General features: G+C 67.3%; 22 protein-coding genes. 14 read left to right on the top strand and 8 right to left on the bottom strand.

The window, feature by feature from the left end; genetic code table 11:
* Positions 1–121: 121 nt before the first annotated feature.
* Positions 122–904: a crotonase/enoyl-CoA hydratase family protein gene (locus NC7_RS25015; protein ID WP_067987320.1), complete on the bottom strand. Its 783-nt coding sequence runs from the start codon at positions 902–904 to the stop codon at positions 122–124.
* 146 nt (positions 905–1,050) lie between these two features.
* On the opposite strand from NC7_RS25015, the gene NC7_RS25010 reads away from it, so the two are divergent.
* Positions 1,051–2,694: an acyl-CoA synthetase gene (locus NC7_RS25010; RefSeq protein ID WP_067987316.1), complete on the top strand. Its 1,644-nt coding sequence runs from the start codon at positions 1,051–1,053 to the stop codon at positions 2,692–2,694.
* 186 nt (positions 2,695–2,880) lie between these two features.
* Here the strand turns inward: NC7_RS25010 and NC7_RS25005 are convergent, their stop codons facing one another.
* The gene (locus NC7_RS25005; RefSeq protein ID WP_067987313.1) at positions 2,881–4,059 is read right to left on the bottom strand and encodes an FAD-dependent oxidoreductase; all 1,179 of its coding nucleotides are present in this window, start codon (positions 4,057–4,059) and stop codon (positions 2,881–2,883) included.
* Between the two features lie 99 nt (positions 4,060–4,158).
* On the opposite strand from NC7_RS25005, the gene NC7_RS25000 reads away from it, so the two are divergent.
* Positions 4,159–4,734: a TetR/AcrR family transcriptional regulator gene (locus NC7_RS25000; RefSeq protein ID WP_067987311.1), complete on the top strand. Its 576-nt coding sequence runs from the start codon at positions 4,159–4,161 to the stop codon at positions 4,732–4,734.
* A gap of 2 nt (positions 4,735–4,736) precedes the next feature.
* Here NC7_RS25000 and NC7_RS24995 read toward each other — a convergent pair whose 3' ends face one another.
* Genes NC7_RS24995 through NC7_RS24980 form a run of 4 tightly spaced genes read right to left on the bottom strand, consistent with a single transcriptional unit; the run spans position 4,737 to position 7,866 of the window.
* Complete coding sequence (locus tag NC7_RS24995) at positions 4,737–5,126, bottom strand: type II toxin-antitoxin system death-on-curing family toxin (protein WP_157102168.1); 390 nt, start codon at positions 5,124–5,126, stop codon at positions 4,737–4,739.
* A complete protein-coding gene (locus NC7_RS24990) occupies positions 5,123–5,362 on the bottom strand; it encodes a type II toxin-antitoxin system Phd/YefM family antitoxin (RefSeq protein WP_067987308.1) in 240 nt (79 codons plus the stop codon). The genes NC7_RS24995 and NC7_RS24990 overlap by 4 nt, the downstream gene beginning before the upstream one ends.
* 54 nt (positions 5,363–5,416) lie before the next feature.
* On the bottom strand, positions 5,417–6,649 hold the full coding sequence (locus NC7_RS24985; RefSeq protein WP_067987305.1) for an acyl-CoA dehydrogenase family protein: 1,233 nt from the start codon (positions 6,647–6,649) through the stop codon (positions 5,417–5,419).
* 23 nt (positions 6,650–6,672) lie between these two features.
* Complete coding sequence (locus NC7_RS24980; RefSeq protein WP_067987340.1) at positions 6,673–7,866, bottom strand: acyl-CoA dehydrogenase family protein; 1,194 nt, start codon at positions 7,864–7,866, stop codon at positions 6,673–6,675.
* 158 nt (positions 7,867–8,024) lie between these two features.
* On the opposite strand from NC7_RS24980, the gene NC7_RS24975 reads away from it, so the two are divergent.
* From NC7_RS24975 to NC7_RS24920, 12 genes are all read left to right on the top strand, one after another.
* On the top strand, positions 8,025–8,213 hold the full coding sequence (locus tag NC7_RS24975) for a ferredoxin (protein ID WP_067987302.1): 189 nt from the start codon (positions 8,025–8,027) through the stop codon (positions 8,211–8,213).
* 43 nt (positions 8,214–8,256) lie between these two features.
* Positions 8,257–9,159 (top strand): 3-oxoacyl-ACP reductase, encoded by a 903-nt coding sequence (locus tag NC7_RS24970; protein ID WP_067987299.1) that lies wholly within the window; start codon positions 8,257–8,259, stop codon positions 9,157–9,159.
* A 310-nt stretch (positions 9,160–9,469) separates the two neighbouring features.
* Complete coding sequence (locus tag NC7_RS24965) at positions 9,470–10,234, top strand: MlaE family ABC transporter permease (protein WP_067492283.1); 765 nt, start codon at positions 9,470–9,472, stop codon at positions 10,232–10,234.
* 4 nt (positions 10,235–10,238) lie between these two features.
* A complete protein-coding gene (locus NC7_RS24960; RefSeq protein ID WP_067492284.1) occupies positions 10,239–11,090 on the top strand; it encodes an MlaE family ABC transporter permease in 852 nt (283 codons plus the stop codon).
* Between the two features lie 4 nt (positions 11,091–11,094).
* Entirely contained in the window at positions 11,095–12,294 is a 1,200-nt protein-coding gene (locus NC7_RS24955; protein ID WP_067987297.1) for an MCE family protein, read from the top strand.
* Positions 12,291–13,319 (top strand): MCE family protein, encoded by a 1,029-nt coding sequence (locus NC7_RS24950; protein WP_084458778.1) that lies wholly within the window; start codon positions 12,291–12,293, stop codon positions 13,317–13,319. Before NC7_RS24955 ends, NC7_RS24950 begins: the two co-directional genes overlap by 4 nt.
* Complete coding sequence (locus NC7_RS24945; RefSeq protein WP_067987294.1) at positions 13,312–14,379, top strand: MCE family protein; 1,068 nt, start codon at positions 13,312–13,314, stop codon at positions 14,377–14,379. Before NC7_RS24950 ends, NC7_RS24945 begins: the two co-directional genes overlap by 8 nt.
* On the top strand, positions 14,376–15,638 hold the full coding sequence (locus tag NC7_RS24940; RefSeq protein ID WP_067987291.1) for an MCE family protein: 1,263 nt from the start codon (positions 14,376–14,378) through the stop codon (positions 15,636–15,638). The genes NC7_RS24945 and NC7_RS24940 overlap by 4 nt, the downstream gene beginning before the upstream one ends.
* A 107-nt stretch (positions 15,639–15,745) precedes the next feature.
* Positions 15,746–16,972 (top strand): MCE family protein, encoded by a 1,227-nt coding sequence (locus NC7_RS24935; protein WP_373861275.1) that lies wholly within the window; start codon positions 15,746–15,748, stop codon positions 16,970–16,972.
* Positions 16,969–18,372, top strand: coding sequence for an MCE family protein (locus tag NC7_RS24930; RefSeq protein WP_067987289.1), 1,404 nt, complete (start codon positions 16,969–16,971; stop codon positions 18,370–18,372). Before NC7_RS24935 ends, NC7_RS24930 begins: the two co-directional genes overlap by 4 nt.
* Positions 18,369–19,133 (top strand): Rv1363c family protein, encoded by a 765-nt coding sequence (locus NC7_RS24925; protein ID WP_067987288.1) that lies wholly within the window; start codon positions 18,369–18,371, stop codon positions 19,131–19,133. The genes NC7_RS24930 and NC7_RS24925 overlap by 4 nt, the downstream gene beginning before the upstream one ends.
* Positions 19,130–19,618 carry a h domain protein gene (locus tag NC7_RS24920; RefSeq protein ID WP_067987285.1) on the top strand — a complete coding sequence of 163 codons (489 nt, stop codon included), beginning with the start codon at positions 19,130–19,132 and terminating at the stop codon, positions 19,616–19,618. Before NC7_RS24925 ends, NC7_RS24920 begins: the two co-directional genes overlap by 4 nt.
* A 3-nt stretch (positions 19,619–19,621) precedes the next feature.
* On the opposite strand, the gene NC7_RS24915 is transcribed toward NC7_RS24920, so the two are convergent.
* Both NC7_RS24915 and NC7_RS29645 read right to left on the bottom strand, forming a co-directional pair.
* Complete coding sequence (locus NC7_RS24915; RefSeq protein WP_157102167.1) at positions 19,622–21,157, bottom strand: alpha,alpha-trehalose-phosphate synthase (UDP-forming); 1,536 nt, start codon at positions 21,155–21,157, stop codon at positions 19,622–19,624.
* A gap of 54 nt (positions 21,158–21,211) precedes the next feature.
* Positions 21,212–21,370 (bottom strand): hypothetical protein, encoded by a 159-nt coding sequence (locus NC7_RS29645; protein ID WP_166655756.1) that lies wholly within the window; start codon positions 21,368–21,370, stop codon positions 21,212–21,214.
* Positions 21,371–21,465: the final 95 nt, after the last annotated feature.

Raw genomic sequence — 21,465 nt, 5'->3', positions numbered from 1 at the left:
AACAAACACAGTCCAATACCTTTGTGGTGCACAAAACCCCGAGGTAGTGCGATACGGCTGAAAGCGCGACCGGCGGCCAACTCGAGTAGCGCCATGCGACTGAGACCGCCGCGACAGGACGCTATTGCCCGGTGAAGTTCGGCTTGCGCTTCTCGGCGAAGGCGCGAGGGCCCTCCTTGGCATCGGCGGATCTGAACACCTCGATGCCGATCTTCGCCTCGATAGGAAAGGCCTCGTTCTCCGGCATGGCCTCGGTTTCGCGCAGAGTGCGCAGCATCGCCTGGACGGCGAGAGGGCCATTGGCGGCGATCTGAGCGGCCAGTTCGAGCGCCTTGTCGAGGGCGGTGCCGTCGGGGACCACGTGGCCGATGAGGCCGATCTCCTTCGCCTCGGCGGCGGTGATGTGGCGCCCGGTGAGCAGCAGGTCGGCGGCTACGGTGTACGGGATCTGGCGGGCCAGGCGCACGGCGGAACCGCCGAGCGGGAACAGGCCCCAGCGGGCCTCGGAGACGCCGAACTTGGCGCCTTCCCCGGCCACGCGCAGGTCGGTGCCCTGCAGGATCTCGGTGCCACCGGCGATGGCCGGACCTTCGACTGCCGCGATGAGCGGCTTGCTCAGGCGCCGTCCCTTCAGCAGCGCGGGGAGGTAGGCCGGATCCCAGCCGCCGCTGGAGGCGGTGTCGCCGGGGTGTTGCGAGCTCATGGCTTTCAGGTCCATGCCCGCGCAGAAGGCACCGCCCGCACCGGTCAGGATCGCGACACGGATGTCGGGATCGCTGTCGACCTGGTCCCAGGCGTCGCGCATGATCGCCATCATCTCGCCGGACAGGGCGTTTCGCGCCTCCGGGCGGTTCATGGTGACGAGGAGGACGTGGTCGCGCTTCTCGACCAGACAGTGGGCCATCTGAATATCTCCTGACAGTTGAGCAGAGTCATCTGCGCGCTGGCGCGCGCAGGCTTTCGGCCTGATGTCGTCGCACTCTCCGGTCAGTCCAGAGCAAGACGCCGAAAACCTTGCCAGAAACAGTAACACGTTCTATTTTTGACACTGTGAGCTACAACATAGCCGATCTCGTCGAACATGCCGTCGACTTGATGCCCGACCGGATCGTGCTGGTCGGCGAGCATCGTGAGTCGACCTACGCCGAACTGGAGGAGCGGGCCAATAAATTGGCCCACTACCTGCAGGAACAGGGTGTGCGTCCCGGCGACAAAGTCGGAATCTACAGCCGGAACACCGTGGAGGCCGTCGAAGCGATGGTCGCCGTCTTCAAGGCGCGGGCGGTGATGATCAACGTCAACTTCCGCTACGTCGAGAACGAGTTACTACACATCTTCGACAACTCGGACATGGTCGCGCTGATCCACGAGCGCCGCTACACCGACCGGGTGGCCGCGGTCCGCGACAAGGTGCCCGCCCTGAAGACGGTGGTCGTCGTCGACGACGGCACCGACGGCCCGACCGCCGCGGGCACGGTGGAATACGAGGCGGCGCTGGCCGATTCGTCGGGCGAGCGCGACTTCGGCGAACGCTCACCCGACGACATCTACATGCTCTACACCGGCGGCACCACCGGCCTGCCCAAGGGCGTGATGTGGCGCCACGAGGACGTGTGGCGGGTGCTCGGCGCGGGCATCAACTTCGTGACCGGCGAATACGTCAAGGACGAGTGGGAGTTGGCCAAGGTCGGCGCCGCGAACCCGCAGATGGTGCGCTACCCGATCCCGCCGATGATCCACGGCGGCTCCCAGTGGGCCACCTTCCACAGCCTGTTCGGCGGCGGCAAGGCCGTGATGATCCCCGAGTTCAGCGGGCACGGTGTCTGGCAGGCCGTCGACAAGCACGGTGTGAACCTGCTCTTCATCACCGGCGACGCCATGGCGCGGCCGATGCTCGACGCGCTGGCCGAGGGGAACCCGGAAACCGGTGCGCCCTACGACCTCTCGACGCTCTACGTCCTCGCCAGCAGTGCGGCGCTGTTCTCGCCCTCGCTCAAGGACAAGTTCCTCGAGGTGCTGCCCAACCGGATGATCTCCGACTCGATCGGTTCCTCGGAGACGGGCTTCGGTGGTCTGGCGCTGGTCGCCAAGGGCGCCACCCACACCGGCGGCCCGCGCGTGAAGATCGACGCGGCCACCCAGGTGCTCGACGAGGACGGTAAGCCGGTTGAGCCGGGTTCCGGCGTCGTCGGCCTGCTCGCCCGCAGTGGTCACATCCCGCTGGGTTACTACAAGGACGAGGTGAAGTCGGCCGCGACCTTCAAGGAGTTCAACGGGATTCGCTACGCCATCCCGGGTGACTTCGCGCGCGTCGAGGAGGACGGTTCCGTCACCATGCTCGGGCGCGGCTCGGTGAGCATCAACAGTGGTGGCGAGAAGATCTACCCCGAAGAGGTGGAGGGCGCGCTCAAGGCCCACCCGGAGATCTTCGACGCGCTCGTCGTCGGTGTGGAGGACGAGCGGTGGGGGCAGCGGGTGTGCGCCGTCGTCCAGTGTCGCGGCGACAAGCGCCCGACCCTCACCGAACTGAGGCCGCTGCTCGCCCAGGAGATCGCCTCCTACAAGCAGCCGCGCAGCCTGTGGTTCGTCGACGAGATCAAGCGCTCGCCCGCCGGTAAGCCCGACTACCGCTGGGCCAAGGCGCAAACCGACGCCCGTGCGGCCGACGAACACGCCGACGCGGGCACTTCCTGAGTCCCATCACCGAATCGGCCCGTCCGGCTTCCCGCCGGACGGGCCGATTCTTTTGCGCGGATGTCCAGGACCGCATCTTTCACCGCTCAGAGCTTCGCGCTACCTGCTGGACATCTGATCACCACGCTTTGGTGGCGGAAGCCTCGCACGTTGCCGTCACCAGGGCGTGGTGATCGGGTGACAAGCTCAGCGGCTGCCGAGTTCGGCGAGTTGGTAGGCCAGTTTGGTGCGGATGGCGGGGATTCGGGTGAGGACGCTCATTGCGGTGTTGCGGAGGGTGCGGGCGGGGGCGGAGCCGAGGGTGGCCATTTTCGTCATGCGGTCGGTGAAGGCGACGACCTCGGTGGCGATCGGTCGGCGGATGGTCTCGTAGGTGTCGAGTACGGAATCCGGTTCGCCTGCGGCAACTTTCGCGAGGAGGGTGCCGAGGAGCGCGGCGTCCTGGATGCCGGTGTTCATGCCCTGACCGCCCGCGGGGCTGTGGACGTGGGCGGCGTCGCCCGCGAGGAGGACGTGACCGGCGCGGTAGTGGTCGGCGACGCGGTGGTGTACCCGGAAGCGCGAGCTCCACAGGACCTCGTCGACCTGCACCTCACCTGCCGGGCCGCGGGCATCGAGGAGGGCCTGGATGTCCTCGCGGGTCGGGTGTTCGGGCGCTTCGTCCACGGTGGCGACGACGCGGTAGCGCTCGTCGTGTGGGTCGGGCAGCGGGGCGACGACGGTGACGCCCTCGGGCGAAAGGTGCAGGGACACTTCGCTGCGCGGCGAGGGCCAGGCCATGCGGACGTCGGCGAGGATGAACGATGCGGGATAGGTGTCGCCGGTGAAGCCGATACCCGCGTGTTCGCGGACAACGCTGTGCATGCCGTCGGCACCCACCACGTAATCGGCGGTGATGCTGCCTGGCGTGCCGTCGACACCCACATATTCGACGGTGGCCGAGTCCTTTTCGTTGCGGACGGCGGTGACGGTGATCGGGCGGTGCACCTGGCCGCCTGCCTTGTGCAGCCGGTCGAGCAGGACCCGTTCGGTGACGTCCTGGGGCACCATCAGGGTGTACGGGAACGCCGTCGGCAGGCCGCCGAATTCGACGGTGGCCAGGGTTTTCGGGCCGTCGTGCATCTTGAACGTCGGGACCTTGATGCCGAGTCCGACGAGTTCGTCGGCAATGCCGAGTTCGTCGAGCACCTCGAGTGTCCTGGCGTGTACCACCGCGGCGCGAGAAGTGTTGGCGCCCTCGGCAAGACGGTCGATCAGCACGTAGTCGACGCCCGCTTCGGCGAGCACGATCGCGGCGGTGAGGCCGACGGGGCCCGCGCCGACGATGACGACGGAACTGGTTGCGGGGAGGGTGGTGACGGCCATTTCGACTCCTGGTCAACGTTTGTTTGCCAACGCTTGTAGGCATAACGATAAGCCCGGCCGCGCTAGGAAGTCAACAGTTGTTGGCCTACAATCGTTGGCATGAAATCCGCCCAGCAAGAGCATCCGATTCGCCGCTCCGACGCCACCCGTGCGGCCATCCTCGCCGCCGCCCGCACCCGCTTCGCCGCCGACGGCTATGCCAAAGCGACCATCCGTGCCATCGCCGCCGATGCCAAGATCGACCCGTCGATGGTGATGCGCTACTTCGGTTCCAAAGACGGACTCTTCGCTGCCGCGGCCCAGATCGATCTGGACCTCCCCGACCTCCGCGCGGCCGACCCGAACACGCTGGGGGAGCTCCTGATTCGCCGTTTCCTCACCATCTGGGAGGATAACGACAACACCGTCCTGCTGATCCTGCTGCGCACCTCGATCACCGATGAAGCGGTAGCGGCCCGCGTGCGCGAGATCTTCGCCGCGCAGGTCCTCCCCGCGGTCCTGCGTGTCGGTGACCCCGCCGACGCCCCCCGCCGCGCCGGTTTGATCGTCACCCAACTCCTCGGCCTGGCTCTGTGCCGCTACATCCTGCGTCTGCCCCCGGTAACAGCACTCGAGCCGGATCAGATCGTCACTGACATCGCGCCGACGCTCCGGCACTACCTCGCCGCAACGTAGCGTCAGTGCTTCAGGACGGCAACAAGTCCGGCGGCGATCGCGGCGACCTCGCTGGTCGTTCCGGTGGCCACGTCGATCATCAGGTCGTAGGCGAGTTCCTCGTCGAGTTGGCTTGTATCGATGCCGTTCCGGGCGAGGAAGACAATCGCTCCGGCGATGGCCAGCCTCTTGTTGCCGTCGACGAGTGGATGATTGGAGGCAATGGAGTGCAGCAAGGCTGCGGCCTTCTCCCGCAAGGTGGGGTACGCATCGACGCCGAAAACGGTTGTCGCGGGTCGCGCCGCCGCGGAGGCGAGTAATCCGACGTCTCGAATGGCATACTGCCCGGTGACGTCATGCGCAATGGCTCTGAGGTCGGCGACCGTGAGGTAGTAGATCGCCGCTTCGGTCATTCGGCGAGCCTGTCGAGCAGGCTCCTGTGGCGTAGGGCGAACTGCTGCGATAGGGCACGGACCTGTGCGTCTGCGGTCTCGGCCATGGCTTCCGGCACCACGGCTGCCACTCGACGGCCATGTCGGGTCAGGTGTACGACTTTGCCCGACTCCGCGGCGGCCAGCACCTCGGCCAGCCGCTCGCGAGCCTCGCTCACCGGGAGCTCCCAGTTCTCAGGTACGGGGGCACTTGTCATGCACAAAATTGTACATGTACAGCCAGATTCCGTACAGAATGCAGCGTCTCGGGTCTACCTCGCCAGTTCGGCGCCGAGGGCTAGGAGGTGGCCGGTGGCGGCGCCGAGGGCGAATTCGTGGTGTTTGGCGGCGGTGAAGTAGTTGTGGGTGATGTGGTCGCGGTCGATGCCGAGGCCGCCGTGGACGTGGACGACGGTATGCGCGACCTTGTGGCCCGCTTCGGCGGCCCAGAATTTGGCGATGTGAACCGCCTCGGTGGCGGGCAGGCCCTCGGACAGGCGCCAGGCCGCCTGGGTGACGGTGAGGCGGAGGCCGCCGATGTCGATGTAGGCGTCGGCCAGGCGCTGGGCCACCGACTGGAAGGAGCCGATGGCCTTGCCGAACTGTTCGCGGGTGCGGGTGTGTTCGGCGGTGATGTCGAGTGCGCGTTCCAGGGTGCCGAGCTGCAGGGCCGAGAGGCCGAGCCAGGCGCGCTCGCGTAGCCAGGTGAGGATGTCGGCGCCGGATTCCACGGTGCCGAGCAGTTCGGCCGGGGTGTCCGCGAACTCGACGAGGAATTCGGGGGACAGGTCGACGACCTGTTGCGGCCTCACCACGGCATTCGCCGGGTCGACCAGGAAGACCGCCACGGGCGCCGACGCTTCGCCGGAGAGCGACGCCGGCACCAGGATTCGCTCGGCACGGTCGGCATACGGGACGGTCGTCGCGACGCCGGACAACACCCACGCGGGTCCTGTGCGGCCAAGGGCTGAGCCCGCACTGACTGAAATAGCGGCCGATGCGGTGTCCGAGTCGGCGGCCGTAGTCACTGTCCCGACGGAGCTGCCGCCCATCGGATCGGCCGCAGTGGCGTTGTCGGCAGAAGCGGGGGTCGCAGTGATCCCCGGCGCGCCCATCGGATCGTGCAGCGAAGACGACAGGGCCGCCGTCAGCACCAGTTCGCCCGCGCCCGCGCGCTGCGCCAGTACCCCCTGACCCTCATCCCCGAACCGGGCGAGCGCACCCGCACCGAGCACGATCGACCACAGATACGGCACCGCGGCAACGACACGTCCGAGCTCGCGCAACACCGCGGACTGCTCGAGCTCGCCGAAATCGCTGCCGCCCAACGACTCCGGCAGGGCGGCAGCGAGAACACCGGTCTCGCCGAGCGCCTTCCAGAGCTGTTCGTCGAAACGGCCCGGTGTGTCGAGCTCACGCAACCGATCGGCGGTGACGAGTTTGGCGCACACCTCACCGGTGAGGCGGGCGAGGTCGGTCTGGGCTTCGGTGGGAGTGAAATCCATGGCGGGTTACCGGCTTTCGGGGATCAGCGGGCGGCGGCGGGCTGGCGCAGGGCGGTCATGGCGATGATGTCGCGCTGCACCTCGTTGGTGCCGCCGCCGAAGGTGAGGATGAGGGCGGCTCGGTGCATCCGCTCCAGCCTGCCGAGCAACACCGCGCCGGGGGAGTCCTGGCGCAGGTAGGCGTCGGCGCCGACCACTTCCATCAGCAGTCGGTAGGCCTCGGTGGCCAGCTCGGTGCCGTAGACCTTGCACGCGGAGGCGTCCCACGGGCGCGGCGCGGCCTCACCGCCCTGATCGGCGCGGCTGGCGATCTCCCAGTTCAGCAGCTTCAGATATTCGACCTTGGCGTGCACGCGGGCCAGATTCAGCCGTGCCCATTCCTGGTCGATCACGCGAGAACCGTCGGGCAGCAGCGTCTCTCGCGCCCACGCGGTCGTCTGCGCCACCGCGAGCGACAGCGGCCCGGCCGAGGTGAGCGCGACCCGCTCGTGGTTGAGCTGATTGGTGATGAGCGACCAGCCACCGTTCTCCGGGCCGACCATCGACGACGCCGGAACGCGAACATCCTGGTAGTAGGTGGCGCTGGTGTCGGGCCCGGCCATGGTGTGCACCGGCGTCCAGGAGAAGCCCTCGGCGGAGGTCGGCACGATGAACATGCTGATGCCCTTGTGCTTCTTGGCGGTCGGGTCGGTGCGCACGGCCAGCCAGATGTAGTCGGCGTAGGCGATGAGGCTGGTCCACATCTTCTGCCCGTTGACGACGAAGTCGTCGCCGTCGCGCACCGCGGCGGTGCGCAGCGAGGCGAGGTCGGTGCCCGCGCCCGGCTCGGAATAGCCGATGGCGAAATGCAGTTCACCGGCGGCGATGCGCGGGAGGAAGAACTTCTTCTGCTCCTCGGTGCCGTACTGCATGATGGTCGGCGCCACGGAGTTGAGCGTCAGGAACGGGACGGGCGCGCCCGCGATGGCGGCCTCCTCCACGAAGATCAGCTGATCCATGGTGGTCCGGTCCTGGCCGCCGTACTCCTTGGGCCAGCTCAGCGTGAGCCAGCCGTCGCGGCCCATCTGCCGCACCACCTCGCGGTACACATCGCCCTCGCCGTACTCGCCGGTCTGCAGGCTCAGCGCCTTCTTGCGCTCGGGTGTCATGAGCCCGGCGAAATACGCGCGCAGCTCGGCGCGCAATTCTTCCTGCTGCGGCGTGTACGCGACGCGCATGCTTCCCACCTCGGTGTCGAACTCCAGCTTCGGTGAACCGATCATTGCACAGCAACTGGAACATGTTCCAGTATTGACGGTGAATCGGTGCCGGTTCTCCCCGCGCGGGGTATGCCATCCGGGTTACTCTCGCCGAGACCGTCTGGAAGGAAGATCGCATGAAGATCATCGTCGATTTCGACCGCTGCGAAGCGAACGGCGTCTGTGTCGGAATCGCCCCTGACATGTTCGAACTCGATGACGACGATCAGCTGACCGTCATCGAGGGCGATGTCGCCCCCGACCGCGTCGCCGATGCGGAGGAAGCGGTGGCGCAGTGCCCGAAGGCCGCGCTGAGGTTGGCGTGATCGCCTCTTGTCGGATGGTGAAACACGTTCTAAAGTCGGCCCGATGAGTGTGATGAAGACTTCACTGGAGGGCCGGGTCGCCATCGTCACCGGTGCGGGCGCGGGTCTCGGCCGGGCCGAGGCGCTCGCGCTGGCCTCGGCGGGCGCGGCGGTGGTCGTCAACGACCTCACCGAGGATGCCGCGGCCGAAACAATCGCCGCGATCGGTGAACTCGGCGGAAAAGCGGAATTCGTCGGTGGAAGTATCGCCGAACGAGCCACCGCCGACGCACTGGTCGCCACCGCGCGAGAATCGCTCGGGGGCCTCGATATCGTCGTCAACAATGCGGGCATCACACGCGATCGCATGCTGTTCAACATGTCCGACGAAGACTGGGACGCGGTACTCGCCGTTCATCTGCGCGGCCATTTCCTTTTGTCGCGCAATGCTTGCTCGTATTGGCGAACGGCGTCCAAAGCGGCGGGCGAACCGGTGTACGGACGGCTGATCAACACGTCGTCCGAGGCCGGTCTGCTCGGGCCGGAAGGGCAGGCGAACTACGGTGCGGCCAAGGCGGGCATCACCGCGCTCACCCTCTCGGCGGCGCGTGGCCTGTCGCGATACGGCGTGCGCGCCAACGCGATCTGCCCCCGTGCCCGCACGGCCATGACCGAGGCGGTTTTCGCCGACGCGCCCGAGGGCGGGGTCGACCCGCTGGCTCCCGAGCACGTCGCGAAACTGGTCGCCTACCTGGCCTCCCCCGCGGCCGACGAGGTGAACGGCCAGGTCTTCGTGGTCTACGGCCCGATGGTCGCGCTGATGGCGCCGCCGACGGTCGAGCAACGCTTCGACGCCGCAGGCGAGCAGTGGGCCGAGGACGATCTCGCCTCCACCCTGCGCGAGTACTTCGCCGGGCGACCCGTCGACCACACCTTCTCGGCCCGCGCGCTGCGCGACCTCGGCTGAGATTGCCGGATGTTGGCCGGGCGGAAGGTTGCCGTCCCGGCTCGTCCCGCATCTGTTGTACGCCGGTCCAGGTATTGGTAGACATGGACGTCGGCATGTGTGGTGTCTCACAGGAGGTCTGGATGAAACGGTCAGGAGTCGTTTCAATTCCGGCGGCATTTTCCGGGAAAAACTCCTGGTACAAGTCTCCTGAAATCGCAGACATTCGTGAGAACGTGTTCTAGTCTTTGGGCAGTCTTCAGATCGGGGTGGCGGTGAAGTACGGAAACGCGGACGCCATGGTCCGCCCGTCCAACGAGGAGGATTGCCGGTGAACGACCTCCTTGCTGTCCCGTTGCGGGCGGTCGGTGGATTCTTCGAACTCGGCGCGGAAGTGGCAAGGGCCGCCTTCCGCAGGCCGTTCCAATGGCGCGAGTTCGTCGACCAGTCCTGGTTCGTCGCCCGCGTCTCCATCCTGCCGACGCTGCTGGTGGCGATCCCGTTCACCGTGCTCGTGGTCTTCACGCTCAACATCCTGTTGCGCGAGATCGGCGCGGCCGACCTGAGCGGGGCGGCCGCCGCGTTCGGCGCCGTCACCCAGGTCGGTCCGATCGTCACGGTGCTGATCGTGGCCGGAGCGGGCGCAACCGCGATCTGCGCCGACCTCGGTGCCCGCACCATTCGCGAGGAGATCGACGCGATGAAGGTGCTCGGCATCGACCCGGTGAGCCGACTGGTCGTGCCACGCGTGCTCGCCTCGATGTTCGTGGCGCTCATGCTCAACAGCCTGGTGTGCACGGTCGGCATCGTCGGCGGGTTCGCGTTCTCGGTGTTCCTGCAGGGCGTGAATCCCGGTGCTTTCGTCAACGGCATTCCGCTGCTGACCAATCTGCCGGAGCTGATCATCTCCGAGATCAAGGCCGGATTGTTCGGGCTCATCGCCGGAATGGTCGCCTGTTATCTCGGGCTGCAGGTGAAAGGCGGACCCAAGAGTGTCGGCGACGCCGTGAACCAGACCGTTGTCTTCGCCTTCATGGCGCTGTTCGTGGTGAATGTCGTCGTCACCGCGATCGGCCTGAAATTCACGGTGCGGTGAACACATGGCCTTTGTCGTTCGATCCAAATTCCCCCGGGCGGTCCGCCGGTACGAGCGGGCGTCCAAAGCGCTGGACTCCCTCGGTGACAAGGCGATCTTCTTCGTCAAGGCACTCGGCTCGGTACCGCGCGCCCTGGTGCACTACCGCACCGAGACCATCCGGCTCATCGCCGAGATCAGCATGGGCAGTGGCGCTCTCGCCGTGATCGGCGGCACCGTGGTGATCGTCGGCTTCCTGACGCTGATGGCGGGCGGCACCATCGCGGTGCAGGGCTACAGCTCGCTGGGCAATATCGGAGTCGAGGCGCTCACCGGCTTCTTCGCCGCCTTCATCAATGTGCGCATCGCGGCGCCGGTGATCTCCGGGATCGGCCTGGCCGCGACCATCGGCGCGGGCGCGACCGCCCAGCTGGGCGCGATGCGGGTGGCCGAGGAGATCGACGCGCTGGAATCGATGGCGATCCGGCCGGTGCCGTTCCTGGTCGGCACGCGGGTGCTGGCGGGCATGATCGCGATCGTGCCGCTCTACGCCCTGGCGGTGATCGCCTCGTTCATCGCCAGCCGCTTCGCGACCGTGGTGATCTACGGGCAGTCCGCAGGCGTCTACGACCACTACTTCTCGACCTTCCTCATCCCCAGCGACATCCTGTGGTCGTTCGCGCAGGCGATGGTGATGGCACTGGCCGTGATGCTGATCCACACCTACTACGGCTTCCACGCCGCGGGCGGTCCGGTCGGCGTCGGGGTGGCGGTCGGCAACGCGGTGCGGGCCTCGCTGGTCGCGGTCGTCACCGTGACGCTGCTGATCTCGCTGGCCATCTACGGCACCTCCGGCAACTTCCACCTCTCGGGATAGCGGTATGGACACCTCACGGATCGTTGCCGCACTGCAGGGCGGGCTCGGGCGCAAGCTCGCGGCGCTTGCCCTCGTCGGCCTGCTCGTCGCGGGCACCTCGCTCGCGATCGCGCTGTTCCAAGGCGCGTTCACCAACACCGCGGTGGTGCTGGTGAACGCGCCACGCACCGGCCTGGTGCTCGACCCCGACGCCAAGGTGAAGGTGCGCGGCGTCGAGATCGGCCGCGTCACCGATATCGACCTGCGCGACGACGGGGCCCGGTTGCGGCTGGAAGTCGACCCCGACCAGCTGAAGCTTGTGCCAGCGAATGCGGGCGTCGACATCCGCTCGACCACGGTGTTCGGCGCCAAGTATGTGAACTTCGTCGTGCCGGAACAGCCGTCGTCGACGGCGTTGGCCGCGGGCAGCACCGTCGAGGTGAGCGCGGTGACCGTCGAGTTCAACACGCTGTTCCAGCATCTGTCCGACGTACTGGCCCAGGTGGAACCCGAGAAGCTCAACGCGACGCTGACCGCGCTCGGCACCGCGCTCGAGGGGCGCGGCGACAAGTTCGGTGACCTGCTGGTGCGCTCGGATCGCTATCTGCGAGAGATGAATCCGTACCTGCCGACATTGCAGTCCGACCTGGACAAGACGGCCCAGGTGACCGATCTCTACAGCGAGGTCACCGACCCGCTGCTGCGCACCGTCGACAATGCGACCGTCACTTCGCAGACCATCGCCGAGATGCCGGGCCAGCTCGACAACGTGCTGGTGAACGTGATCGGGCTGTCCGACACGGTCGGCGCGGTGCTGCGCGAGAACGAACACGATCTGGTGACCGCGCTCGACCTGCTGCGGCCGACCACCGCCGTCCTCTACGACTACCGGGCCGCGGTCGGCTGTGTCGTCAACGGGCTCGGCCCGCTCATGCCCATCGCCGAGGAGATGATGGGCGGCCTGCTGCCTGGTGTCGGCATGAACGCGAGCTTCATGCTCGGTGCCGAGCCGTACTCGTACCCCAACGACCTGCCGAAGGTGAACGCCACCGGCGGCCCGCGCTGCGAGGGCGTGGTCGACCGGGTACCGGAGAGTCATTCGGACTACCTGGTGACCGACACCAGCGAAGGCGCACCGTACACGCCGAGCACCGAACACCAATTCAACGGTCTACCAAGGGTTTTCCAGCTGATGTTCGACGGGATGCCGGGAGTGACACGGTGAGGAACACGGGGACGACGATCAAACTGGCGATCTTCACCGTGGTGATGACGCTCGTTTTCGCCGGGCTGGCAATCGTCTTGAGTCAGGCGCGGTTCTCCAGCGAGAACGGCTATCACGCGGTGTTCACCAGTTCCTCGGGGATGGTGCCCGGCGCCAAGGTACGCATCGCCGGTGTGCCGGTGGGTTCGGTGACCTCGGTGGAGGTCGGCGACGACAACCGCGCGCACGTGGCGTTCGACGTCGACACCGAGTACGCGGTGCTGGCGAGTACCCGGCTCGCGATCCGGTACGAGAACCTGGTCGGCGACCGCTACCTGGAACTGCTGGAGGGACCCGGCTCGGCCCGGCGGCTCTCCGACGGTGACACCATCGGCCTCGAACAGACCGAGCCCGCCCTCGATCTGGATCTGCTGCTCGGCGGATTCAAGCCCCTGCTGCGCGGATTGGACCCCGCCCAGGTCAACGACCTGACCTCGGCGCTGCTGCAGATCTTCCAGGGCCAGGGCGGCACCCTGGTCTCGCTGCTGAACAGCGGCGGCAGCTTCGCCAAGACACTGGCCGACCGGGACGCGCTGATCGGCAGCGTGATCGACAACTTGAACACTGTGCTCGCCACCGTCGCCGATCGCGGCGACGAATTCGCCACCACCATCGGCGAATTGCAGCGCCTGGTCAGCGACCTGTCCGCGCAGCGCGACCCGATCGGCAACGCGCTGCCCCGGATCGCGGGCGCGACACAGGAGATCAACGACCTGCTCGTGCAGGCGCGCCCCGATCTGCGCGACACCATCGAACAGACCGGCAGGCTCGCCACCAACCTGGACGAAGGCTCCGACCACATCGAATGGGTGCTCGGCAAGCTACCGGAGACCTACAGGAAACTCATCCGCATCGGTTCCTACGGTTCCTTCCTGCAGCTGTATATCTGCGGCACCAACATCCTGGTCACCGGCCCGGACGGCAAGCCGATGGAAGTCCACCTGCCGGGTCTGCAGGCGACCGGAAGGTGCGCGCCCAATGAATGAGAACTCCTCGCCCGCGGCGACGATCGGCATCGTCGGCGTGGTGCTCGCCGTGACGATCTCGCTCGCGACACTGCAATTCACCGACCTGCCCTTCATCCGCTCCGGAGCGAGTTTCACCGCGAACTTCCTCGACGCCGGTGGCCTGGTCCCCGGCGACCCGGTGCACGTGGCCGGGGTGCGCTCCGGCGAGGTGCGCCAGGTCAGCCTCGACGGCGACAAGGTGCTGGTGAAATTCGACCTCGACGAGTCGATCGTGCTGGGGGAGAAGACCACCGCCGCGATCAAGACCAACACCGTGCTCGGTCGCAAATCGCTCGACGTGGTGCCGGACGGGCCGGGCGCGATCGGCGCCCGCGACACCATCCCGCTCGACCGCACCACCTCGCCCTATTCGCTCAACGAGGCGCTCAGCGAGCTCGGCGGGACGGTGCGCGATCTGGACCTGGCGCAGGTCGACCAGACTCTGGACACCCTGTCGTCGGCCTTCGCCGACACACCGGGCCCGCTGCGCAACGCGCTCGACGGTGTCACCGCGCTGTCGCGCACGATCAATGTGCGCGACCAGGCGCTGACCGACCTGCTGGCCCGGGCGCAGAAGGTCACCGCGATCCTGGCCGACCGCAGCGGCCAACTCAACACGCTGCTGCTCGACGGCAACGAGCTGCTCGGCGAGCTCGACCGGCGCCGGGCCGCGATCAACCAGCTCGTCGTCTACATCGACGACGTGTCGAGACAGCTCTCGGGTCTGGTCGCCGACAACGAGCCACAGATGCGGCCGACACTTGACCGCCTGAACTCGGTCCTCGCCCTGCTCCAGCGCAACGAACAGAACCTCAACGACGCCATCGACGGTCTCGGCCCCTACGCCGCCGCCCTCGGTGAGCAGGTCGGCAGCGGGCCCTGGTTCAACGCCTACGTGGTGAACGCGACGAGTACCGAATTGCGTCCGCTCGTCGACGCGCTGGTCTGGCCGGAACAACTGCCCCAGGACGTGATCGACATCTTCACCCATCCCAGGGCGCCGTACATCGCTCCTACCGAGGAGGATCCCCCGCGATGAGCTGGACTCAGCAGATGCGTGGATTGCCGCGCTGGACGATCGCGGTGGCGGCGGTGGTGATCGCGGCGCTGGTCGCGGTCGGCGTCTATCTCGTGACCGGTACCGGCAAGAACACCGTGACCGCCGCGTTCACCTCGACCACCGGCCTGTACGAAGGCGACGAGGTACGGGTGCTCGGTGTCACCGTCGGGCGCATCGACTCGATCGAACCGGGCCAGGGCCAGGTCCGAGTGCGGATGAGCGTCGACAGCAGCGTCGACCTGCCCGCCGACGCCCGCGCCGTCATCATCGCGCCGTCGCTGGTCTCGGCCCGTTTCGTGCAGATCGCGCCCGCCTACAGCGGCGGACCGAAACTTCTCGACGGTGCCCAGATCCCGCTCGAACGCACCGCTGTGCCGGTGGAGTGGGACGAGATCAAAGCCGAACTGACCAAACTGTCGGCGGCCCTCGGTCCGGTCGGTGACGACGCGCAGGGCTCCTTCGGTCGCTTCGTCGACACCGCTGCCGACAACCTCGACGGCAACGGCCAGAAGTTCCGCGACACCCTGCGCGAGCTGTCGGCGACCATGACCACACTGTCCGACGGGCGGACCGACCTGTTCGGCACCATCCGCAACCTGCAGAAGTTCGTCGAGGTGCTCTCGGCGAGCAACGAGCAGATCGTGCAGTTCAGCGGTCGGCTGGCGTCGGTGTCGTCGGTGCTGGCCGGTGCCTCGGCCGAACTCGGTGCCGGACTGGACAGCCTCGACGTGGCACTCGCCGATGTGCGGCGCTTCCTCGACGGCACCGGCGGCGAACTCACCGAGGGCGTGGAGAAACTCGCCGATGTCACCCAGACCCTGGTCGACAAGCGGCCCGAGATCGAACGGGTGCTGCACTCGGCGCCGACCGCGATGGTGAACTTCTACCAGCTCTACAAGCCCGCCCAGGGTTCGTTCACCGGCTCGGTGTCGCTGAACAACTCGGCCAATCCGTTGAGTTTCCTCTGCGGCTCGATCCGCGCACTCGAGCACAACAACTCGGACCGATCCGCGGACCTGTGCGCGGAGTTCCTCGCCCCGGTCATCAGCTCGCTGGCGATGAACTACGTGCCGATCATGACCAACCCCGCCACCGGCGTGACAGCCTTCCCCGAGCAGCTGGTCTACAGCGACCCGAGCCTGGCCGGTGCGGGACAGCCGAACCAGGCGCCTGTCGCCGCGCCGATCACCGTGCCCGAAGGTCTTGCCGGGCTTGCCGTTCCAGGAGGACCGCGGTGAACATCAGCGGCTGGCGCCGCGGGCTCCCGGTCCGTCGGCCTCGATTCCTCCCTCCCTCCGGGCACTCCTTCGTCGCACCCTCCAGTCAGTCCAGAATCGAGGCGGCCGTGAGCCTGAGGCGCCACCACACCATCGCCGCGCTGGCCGTCGCCGTCGCGCTCGGCGCCACCGGCTGTCAGTTCGACGGACTCAACTCGCTGCCCATGCCCGGCTCCGAGGGCCGCGCGCCGGGTTCCTATACCGTGCGCATCCAGATGCCCAATGTCACCACCCTCACCCGCAATTCGCCGGTGCGGGTGGACGACATCGAGGTCGGCAATGTCACCGGGATCGAGGTCGAGGGCTGGCACGCGCTGGTGACGGTCTCGCTCAACCCGGAGGTCCGGCTGCCCGCCAACGCGGTCGCCAAGATCGGCCAGACCAGTCTGCTCGGCAGCAACCACGTCGAGTTGTCCGCGCCGACGACCGGTGCGCCGACGGGCGAGTTGCGCGACGGCGATGTCATCCCGCTCGAGCGGGCGGGCGCCTATCCGACCACCGAGCAGGTGCTGTCCTCGCTGTCGGTGGTGCTCAACGGTGGCGGTATCGCGCAGCTCGAGACGATAACCACCGAACTGAACGCGATGCTCAACGGCCGCGAGGACGAGATCACCGACCTGCTGCCGCAGCTCAACGAGCTGACCACCGGGCTGGAACGGCAGACCGGCAGCATCATCGCCGCCATGGAGGGGCTCGACCAGCTCTCGGTCCAGCTGGCCGGTCAGAAAGCGGTGATCGCCGAGGCGATCGAGCAGATCCATCCCGCGCTCACCGCGTTGGCCGACCGCTCGGCGAACATCACCTCGGCGATCACCGCCCTCGGTGAGCTCGGTGACGTCAGCGAACGCCTCATCAAGGCCAGCGGCGACGACCTCGTCGCCAACCTGCGCAGCCTCGGTCCGGTGCTGCGGACGCTGGCGGACACGGGTACGAACCTGGTGCAGGCGATGGGCATCCTGCCGTCCTTCCCGTTCCCGATCAGGAACATCGACAACGCCATCAAGGGCGACTACATGAACCTGTTCATCACCTTCGACCTGACCGCCAGTCGACTCGACAGCAACTGGCTCACCGGCACCCCGCTCGGCGGACGCTTCGGTGGCGTCGAGGGTGTCGTCGGTTCGTTCGCGCCCTCGACCGCCACCGACGCGGGCGACCCGGCCACCGCGCCGTTCGCGGCCCCACCGACACCCGCCCCCGCACCGAGTATCCCTGGGCTGCCGTCCATTCCTGGCCTGCCCGCGATTCCCGGTATCACCGCGCCGCTGCCCGGCCAGGAAGGGGCGGGTCGATGAAACTCACCCGGTTCGTGCGAGCCCAGCTCGCGATCTTCGCGGTGCTCACCGTGGTCGGTCTCGTCGTGATGGGCGGCACCTACCTGCAGGTGCCCGCGATGTTCGGGATCGGCCGGTACGCGGTTACGGTGCGACTGGCCGCCACCGGCGGGCTCTATCCCACCGCCAATGTGTCCTACCGTGGCCAGAACATCGGCAAGGTCGAGGCGGTTCGCCTGACGACGGCCGGAGTCGAAGCCGAGCTGTCGATCGACAGCGATTACCAGGTGCCCGCCGATTCGAGCGCCTGGGTGCGCAGTGTCTCGGCCATCGGCGAGCAGTACGTCGATCTGGTGCCGAGCGAGCAACCGGCCGACGGACATCTGCGCGACGGCTCGGTGATCCCCGAGCAGCGCACGCACCTGCCCCAGGATGTCGGCGCGATGCTCGACCAGGCCGACAAGTTGCTGGCCACGGTCGCCGACACCCGTCTGCGTCAGGTGATCGACGAGGCGTTCCTCGCGTTCAACGGTGCCGGACCCGACCTGCAACGTTTCATCGATTCGGCGGCGCTGCTGGTGCAGCAGGCCGAGACCGATATCGAACCCACCAAGAAGCTGCTCGACCAGATCGGTCCGCTGCTCGACACCCAGACCCGATCCGCCGACGACATCCGTTCCTGGACAGCGGATCTGGCCACCGTCACCGATCAGCTGCGCGAGCACGATCCCACCCTGCGCAACCTGTTGAACAACAGCCCCTCGGCGATGGAGACGGTGAACAAGCAGTTCCAGGACCTGCGACCCACGCTGCCGTTGCTCGCCGCCAATCTGGTGAGCCTCGGGCAGGTTGGCGTGACGTACAACGCGAGTGTGGAACAGCTCATGGTGGTCTTCCCGCCGCTGATCGCGGCGCTGCGAACCGGCATCCGTGGACCGACGAAGTACGGCCTGATGGTCGACTTCATGACCGCGGTGCACGACCCGCCCGCCTGCACCACCGGCTTCCTGCCCTCGGAGCAGTGGCGCGAGCCGAGCGACCTCACACAGATCGACACCCCGCCCGGGCTGTACTGCAAGGTGCCGCAGGACTCGGAGATCGCCGTGCGCGGCATCCGCAACACGCCGTGCATGGAGTTCCCCGGGCGTCGCGCACCCACGCCCGAACTGTGCCGGACCGGGTACGTGCCGCAGGGCAACAACCCGCCGTTCGGTGAGGTCGAGCCGGTCGCTCCGGCCTCGGCCCCGGCAGGCGCATCGACGGGAACTGTGACGCCCGCCGCAGCGCGCCCCTATGATCCGTCGACGGGTACGTACCTCGGAACCGACGGACGCACCTACCGCCAAGGTGATGTCGCCACCGACGGCTCGGGCACCGTTCCGGCCAGCTGGCAGGCGATGTTGGAGGAGCAGCAACGATGAACGACAACGACAACCGCCGCCCCCGGCGGCGGGCCGCCCGCTCGGCCGGACCGCCGGTCGAGGAGACGGCGGCCGCGACGGACGCGACCGGGCCCGCCGCCGTGACGGTGAAGTTCGACATGGTTGCCGCGGAGCCTGCCGCACCGGCGGCGAAGAAGGACGAGGCCGCCGTCGATTCGGCTGCCCCGACCGTGAAACTGAACAAACCCGTCGGAGACCCGCCCACGCCGATCGCCGACGCGACCGTCCAGATCGTCCGCGACCCGGAGAAGAAGGCGCGCGTGCGGCGCGTCCTCGCGGTGGTGGCGGCGGCCGTTCTGGTGCTCGCGCTGATGGTCGGTGCCGGAGTCTCCGCCGTCGCCGCGTTCATGACCGACGCCGAAGAGGACCTGCGCGCCCAGTACACCGACACCGCCCGTCAGGCCGTGCTGAACCTGACGACCATCCGCGCCGAATCGGCCAAGGAAGACATCGACCGCATCCTGGCCGTCGCCTCGGGTGACTTCAAGTCCGAATTCGACGGCCGGGTCGACCCGTTCATGGACGTCGTCAAGCAGGCCAACGTCGTCTCCAACGGCACCGTCGTCGAGTCGGCCATCGTCTCGGCCGACTTCGAATCCGCGCAGGTGCTCGTGGCCGCCAAGCAGACCGTGAGCAACAACGGTTCCCGCGAACCCCAGGCGCGCCAGTACCGATTCCGGATCACCGTGTCCAACGGTGAGTCGGGCATGACCGTGTCGAAAGTGGAGTTCGTCGGATGAGCCGCACCAGCGCCCAGATCTTCTGCGGCATCCTCGCGGTCTTCGGGCTGCTCGCCGCCGCCGTCCTCGGCATCAGCAGCTACCAGATGTGGCAACACGACCGCACCGAACAGGCCCGCAGCGACGCGATGAGCACGGCCAGCCGGACCGTGAGCGCGATGTTCAGCTACGAAGCCGCCACCGTCGACACCGAACTCCCCAAGGCGGCCGACGGTCTCAGCGAGTCCTTCCGCAACGACTACCTGCGGCTCATCGAGGAAGCCATCGCGCCCGGCGCCAAGGAGAAGCAGCTCACCGTCAAGGCGACCACCCAGGCCGAAGGTGTGATCTCCGCCGAACCGGAGCATGCCGTGGTGCTGCTGTACCTGAATCAGGTGACCACCAGCAAGGACACCCCGCAGGGCACCGCCTCGGGCAGCCGGGTCCGGGTCGCGCTGGACAAGACCGGCGATCGCTGGCTGGTTTCCCAGGTCACGCCGGTCTGAGTCCTATCGACTGGTGTCGGGGTAGTTGTCGTCGTCTTCGCTGAGCAGTGCGGAGCCGGCGACATTGCCCTGGGAGAGCGCGTCGAGGAACGCGCGGGCCCAGCGGTCCACGTCGTGGGTGAGGACCTGGCGGCGCATGGAGCGCATGCGGCGGCGTTTGGTGTCGCGGTCGTCGTCGAGGGCGCCGACGATCGCGTCCTTCACACTGTCCAGGTCGTGCGGGTTGCACAGGTAGGACTGACGCAATTCGGCTGCGGCACCGGTGAATTCGCTGAGGACCAGCGCGCCGTTGAGGTCGCTGTGGCAGGCCACGTACTCCTTGGCGACCAGGTTCATGCCGTCGCGCAGCGGCGTGACGAGCATGGCGTCGGCGGCCACGAAGAAGGCGATCAGTTCGTCGCGCGGGATCGGGCGGTGCAGATAGTGCACCACCGGATAGCCGACGCGGGCGAATTCGCCGTTGATCCGACCCACCTGACGTTCGATGTCGCCGCGCATTTTGATGTAGCTCTGCACGCGCTCACGCGAGGGCGTCGCCAGCTGGACCATGACCGTCTCGGCGGGGTCGACGCGGCCTTCCTCCAGGAGCTCCTGGAGGGCATTGAGACGGATGTCGATGCCCTTGGTGTAGTCGAGGCGGTCGACGCCGAGCATGATGTTCTTCGGGTTGCCAAGTTCGGCGCGGATCTTGGCCGCGCGCTCACGCACCGATCGGCGACGGGAATGCTCGTCGAGTTCGGCGGAATCGATCGAGATCGGAAACGCGCCGACGCGCACCGTGCGGAAACCGACCTGGACGACACCCAGCTTCGACCGCACGCCGATGGTGCCGCGCGAGGTGGGCTGACCGGCCAGCCTGCGGGCCAGGTACAGGAAGTTCTGCGCGCCGCCGGGTAGGTGGAAACCGATCAGGTCGGCGCCGAGCAGGCCCTCGACGATCTCGGTGCGCCACGGCATCTGCATGAACAGCTCGACCGGCGGGAACGGGATGTGCAGGAAGAACCCGATCGTCAGATCCGGGCGCAGCATGCGCAGCATCTTCGGCACCAGCTGCAGCTGGTAGTCCTGTACCCAGACCGTCGCGCCCTCGGCGGCCACCTTCGCGGTCTCCTCGGCGAAGCGCCGGTTGACCTCCACGTAGGCGGCCCACCAGGCCCGGTCGTACACGGGCCGCACGATCACGTCGTGGTAGAGCGGCCACAGGGTGCCGTTGGAGAACCCCTCGTAGTAGTCCTCCACCTCCTGCGACGACAACGGCACCGGATACAGCTCCAGCCCGTCCTCGATGATGGGCTCGACGTCCACATCGGGAACGCCCGCCCAGCCCACCCAGGCACCCTTGTTGCTGCGCAACACCGGTTCCAGCGCGGTCACCAGGCCGCCGGGGCTGCGCTTCCACCGGGTGGTGCCGTCGGGCAGTTTCTCGAGGTCGACCGGGAGCCGGTTGGCGACGACGACGAATCCCGACCCCGCACCCGAAGGTGCCACGGATTCCTCGGACGGACGGTCGCTGGACTGTTCATCGATCATCTGGTCCATTCACGCATCCTTTGCGTCGCAGGGTGCCGTTTTGAGGTTGTAGTGACGCGTTCGTCAGCTGGGGCCGATGCCGAGCATCGACAGCAGCATGCGGCACTCGTCGGCGTCCTCGGCATATGCCGCGACCACGCGCTGTGCCTGCCGAGCGGTCTCGTCGGCCAGCGGCTCGAGCTCGTCGTCGGCGATGTCGTTGGCGGTGCTCTTCGCGGCCATAGTGGTTCGTCCTCCCGGTTTTCCAACGCTCTTCGTGCGAGTAGTCAATAGTATCGGGCGCCGGTTACCGTGGATTGGTTCGTCAACCCGACCGA

Source organism: Nocardia caishijiensis NBRC 108228 (genome assembly GCF_001612825.1).
Classification (GTDB): Bacteria; Actinomycetota; Actinomycetes; order Mycobacteriales; family Mycobacteriaceae; genus Nocardia; species Nocardia caishijiensis.
Note: the sequence above shows the minus strand (reverse complement) of the source record. Positions and strands in the feature narration are given on the sequence as shown.

Excerpts from the sequence above, each read along its gene's own strand:
- NC7_RS25015 (WP_067987320.1), bottom strand. The coding sequence starts at position 904 with ATGGCCCACTGTCTGGTCGAGAAGCGCGACCACGTCCTCCTCGTCACC.
- NC7_RS25005 (WP_067987313.1), bottom strand. The coding sequence starts at position 4,059 with ATGGCCGTCACCACCCTCCCCGCAACCAGTTCCGTCGTCATCGTCGGC.
- NC7_RS25000 (WP_067987311.1), top strand. The coding sequence starts at position 4,159 with ATGAAATCCGCCCAGCAAGAGCATCCGATTCGCCGCTCCGACGCCACC.
- NC7_RS24995 (WP_157102168.1), bottom strand. The coding sequence starts at position 5,126 with ATGACCGAAGCGGCGATCTACTACCTCACGGTCGCCGACCTCAGAGCC.
- NC7_RS24990 (WP_067987308.1), bottom strand. The coding sequence starts at position 5,362 with ATGACAAGTGCCCCCGTACCTGAGAACTGGGAGCTCCCGGTGAGCGAG.
- NC7_RS24985 (WP_067987305.1), bottom strand. The coding sequence starts at position 6,649 with ATGGATTTCACTCCCACCGAAGCCCAGACCGACCTCGCCCGCCTCACC.
- NC7_RS24980 (WP_067987340.1), bottom strand. The coding sequence starts at position 7,866 with ATGCGCGTCGCGTACACGCCGCAGCAGGAAGAATTGCGCGCCGAGCTG.
- NC7_RS24975 (WP_067987302.1), top strand. The coding sequence starts at position 8,025 with ATGAAGATCATCGTCGATTTCGACCGCTGCGAAGCGAACGGCGTCTGT.
- NC7_RS24970 (WP_067987299.1), top strand. The coding sequence starts at position 8,257 with ATGAGTGTGATGAAGACTTCACTGGAGGGCCGGGTCGCCATCGTCACC.
- NC7_RS24960 (WP_067492284.1), top strand. The coding sequence starts at position 10,239 with ATGGCCTTTGTCGTTCGATCCAAATTCCCCCGGGCGGTCCGCCGGTAC.
- NC7_RS24955 (WP_067987297.1), top strand. The coding sequence starts at position 11,095 with ATGGACACCTCACGGATCGTTGCCGCACTGCAGGGCGGGCTCGGGCGC.
- NC7_RS24945 (WP_067987294.1), top strand. The coding sequence starts at position 13,312 with ATGAATGAGAACTCCTCGCCCGCGGCGACGATCGGCATCGTCGGCGTG.
- NC7_RS24940 (WP_067987291.1), top strand. The coding sequence starts at position 14,376 with ATGAGCTGGACTCAGCAGATGCGTGGATTGCCGCGCTGGACGATCGCG.
- NC7_RS24930 (WP_067987289.1), top strand. The coding sequence starts at position 16,969 with ATGAAACTCACCCGGTTCGTGCGAGCCCAGCTCGCGATCTTCGCGGTG.
- NC7_RS24925 (WP_067987288.1), top strand. The coding sequence starts at position 18,369 with ATGAACGACAACGACAACCGCCGCCCCCGGCGGCGGGCCGCCCGCTCG.
- NC7_RS24920 (WP_067987285.1), top strand. The coding sequence starts at position 19,130 with ATGAGCCGCACCAGCGCCCAGATCTTCTGCGGCATCCTCGCGGTCTTC.
- NC7_RS24915 (WP_157102167.1), bottom strand. The coding sequence starts at position 21,157 with ATGGACCAGATGATCGATGAACAGTCCAGCGACCGTCCGTCCGAGGAA.
- NC7_RS29645 (WP_166655756.1), bottom strand. The coding sequence starts at position 21,370 with ATGGCCGCGAAGAGCACCGCCAACGACATCGCCGACGACGAGCTCGAG.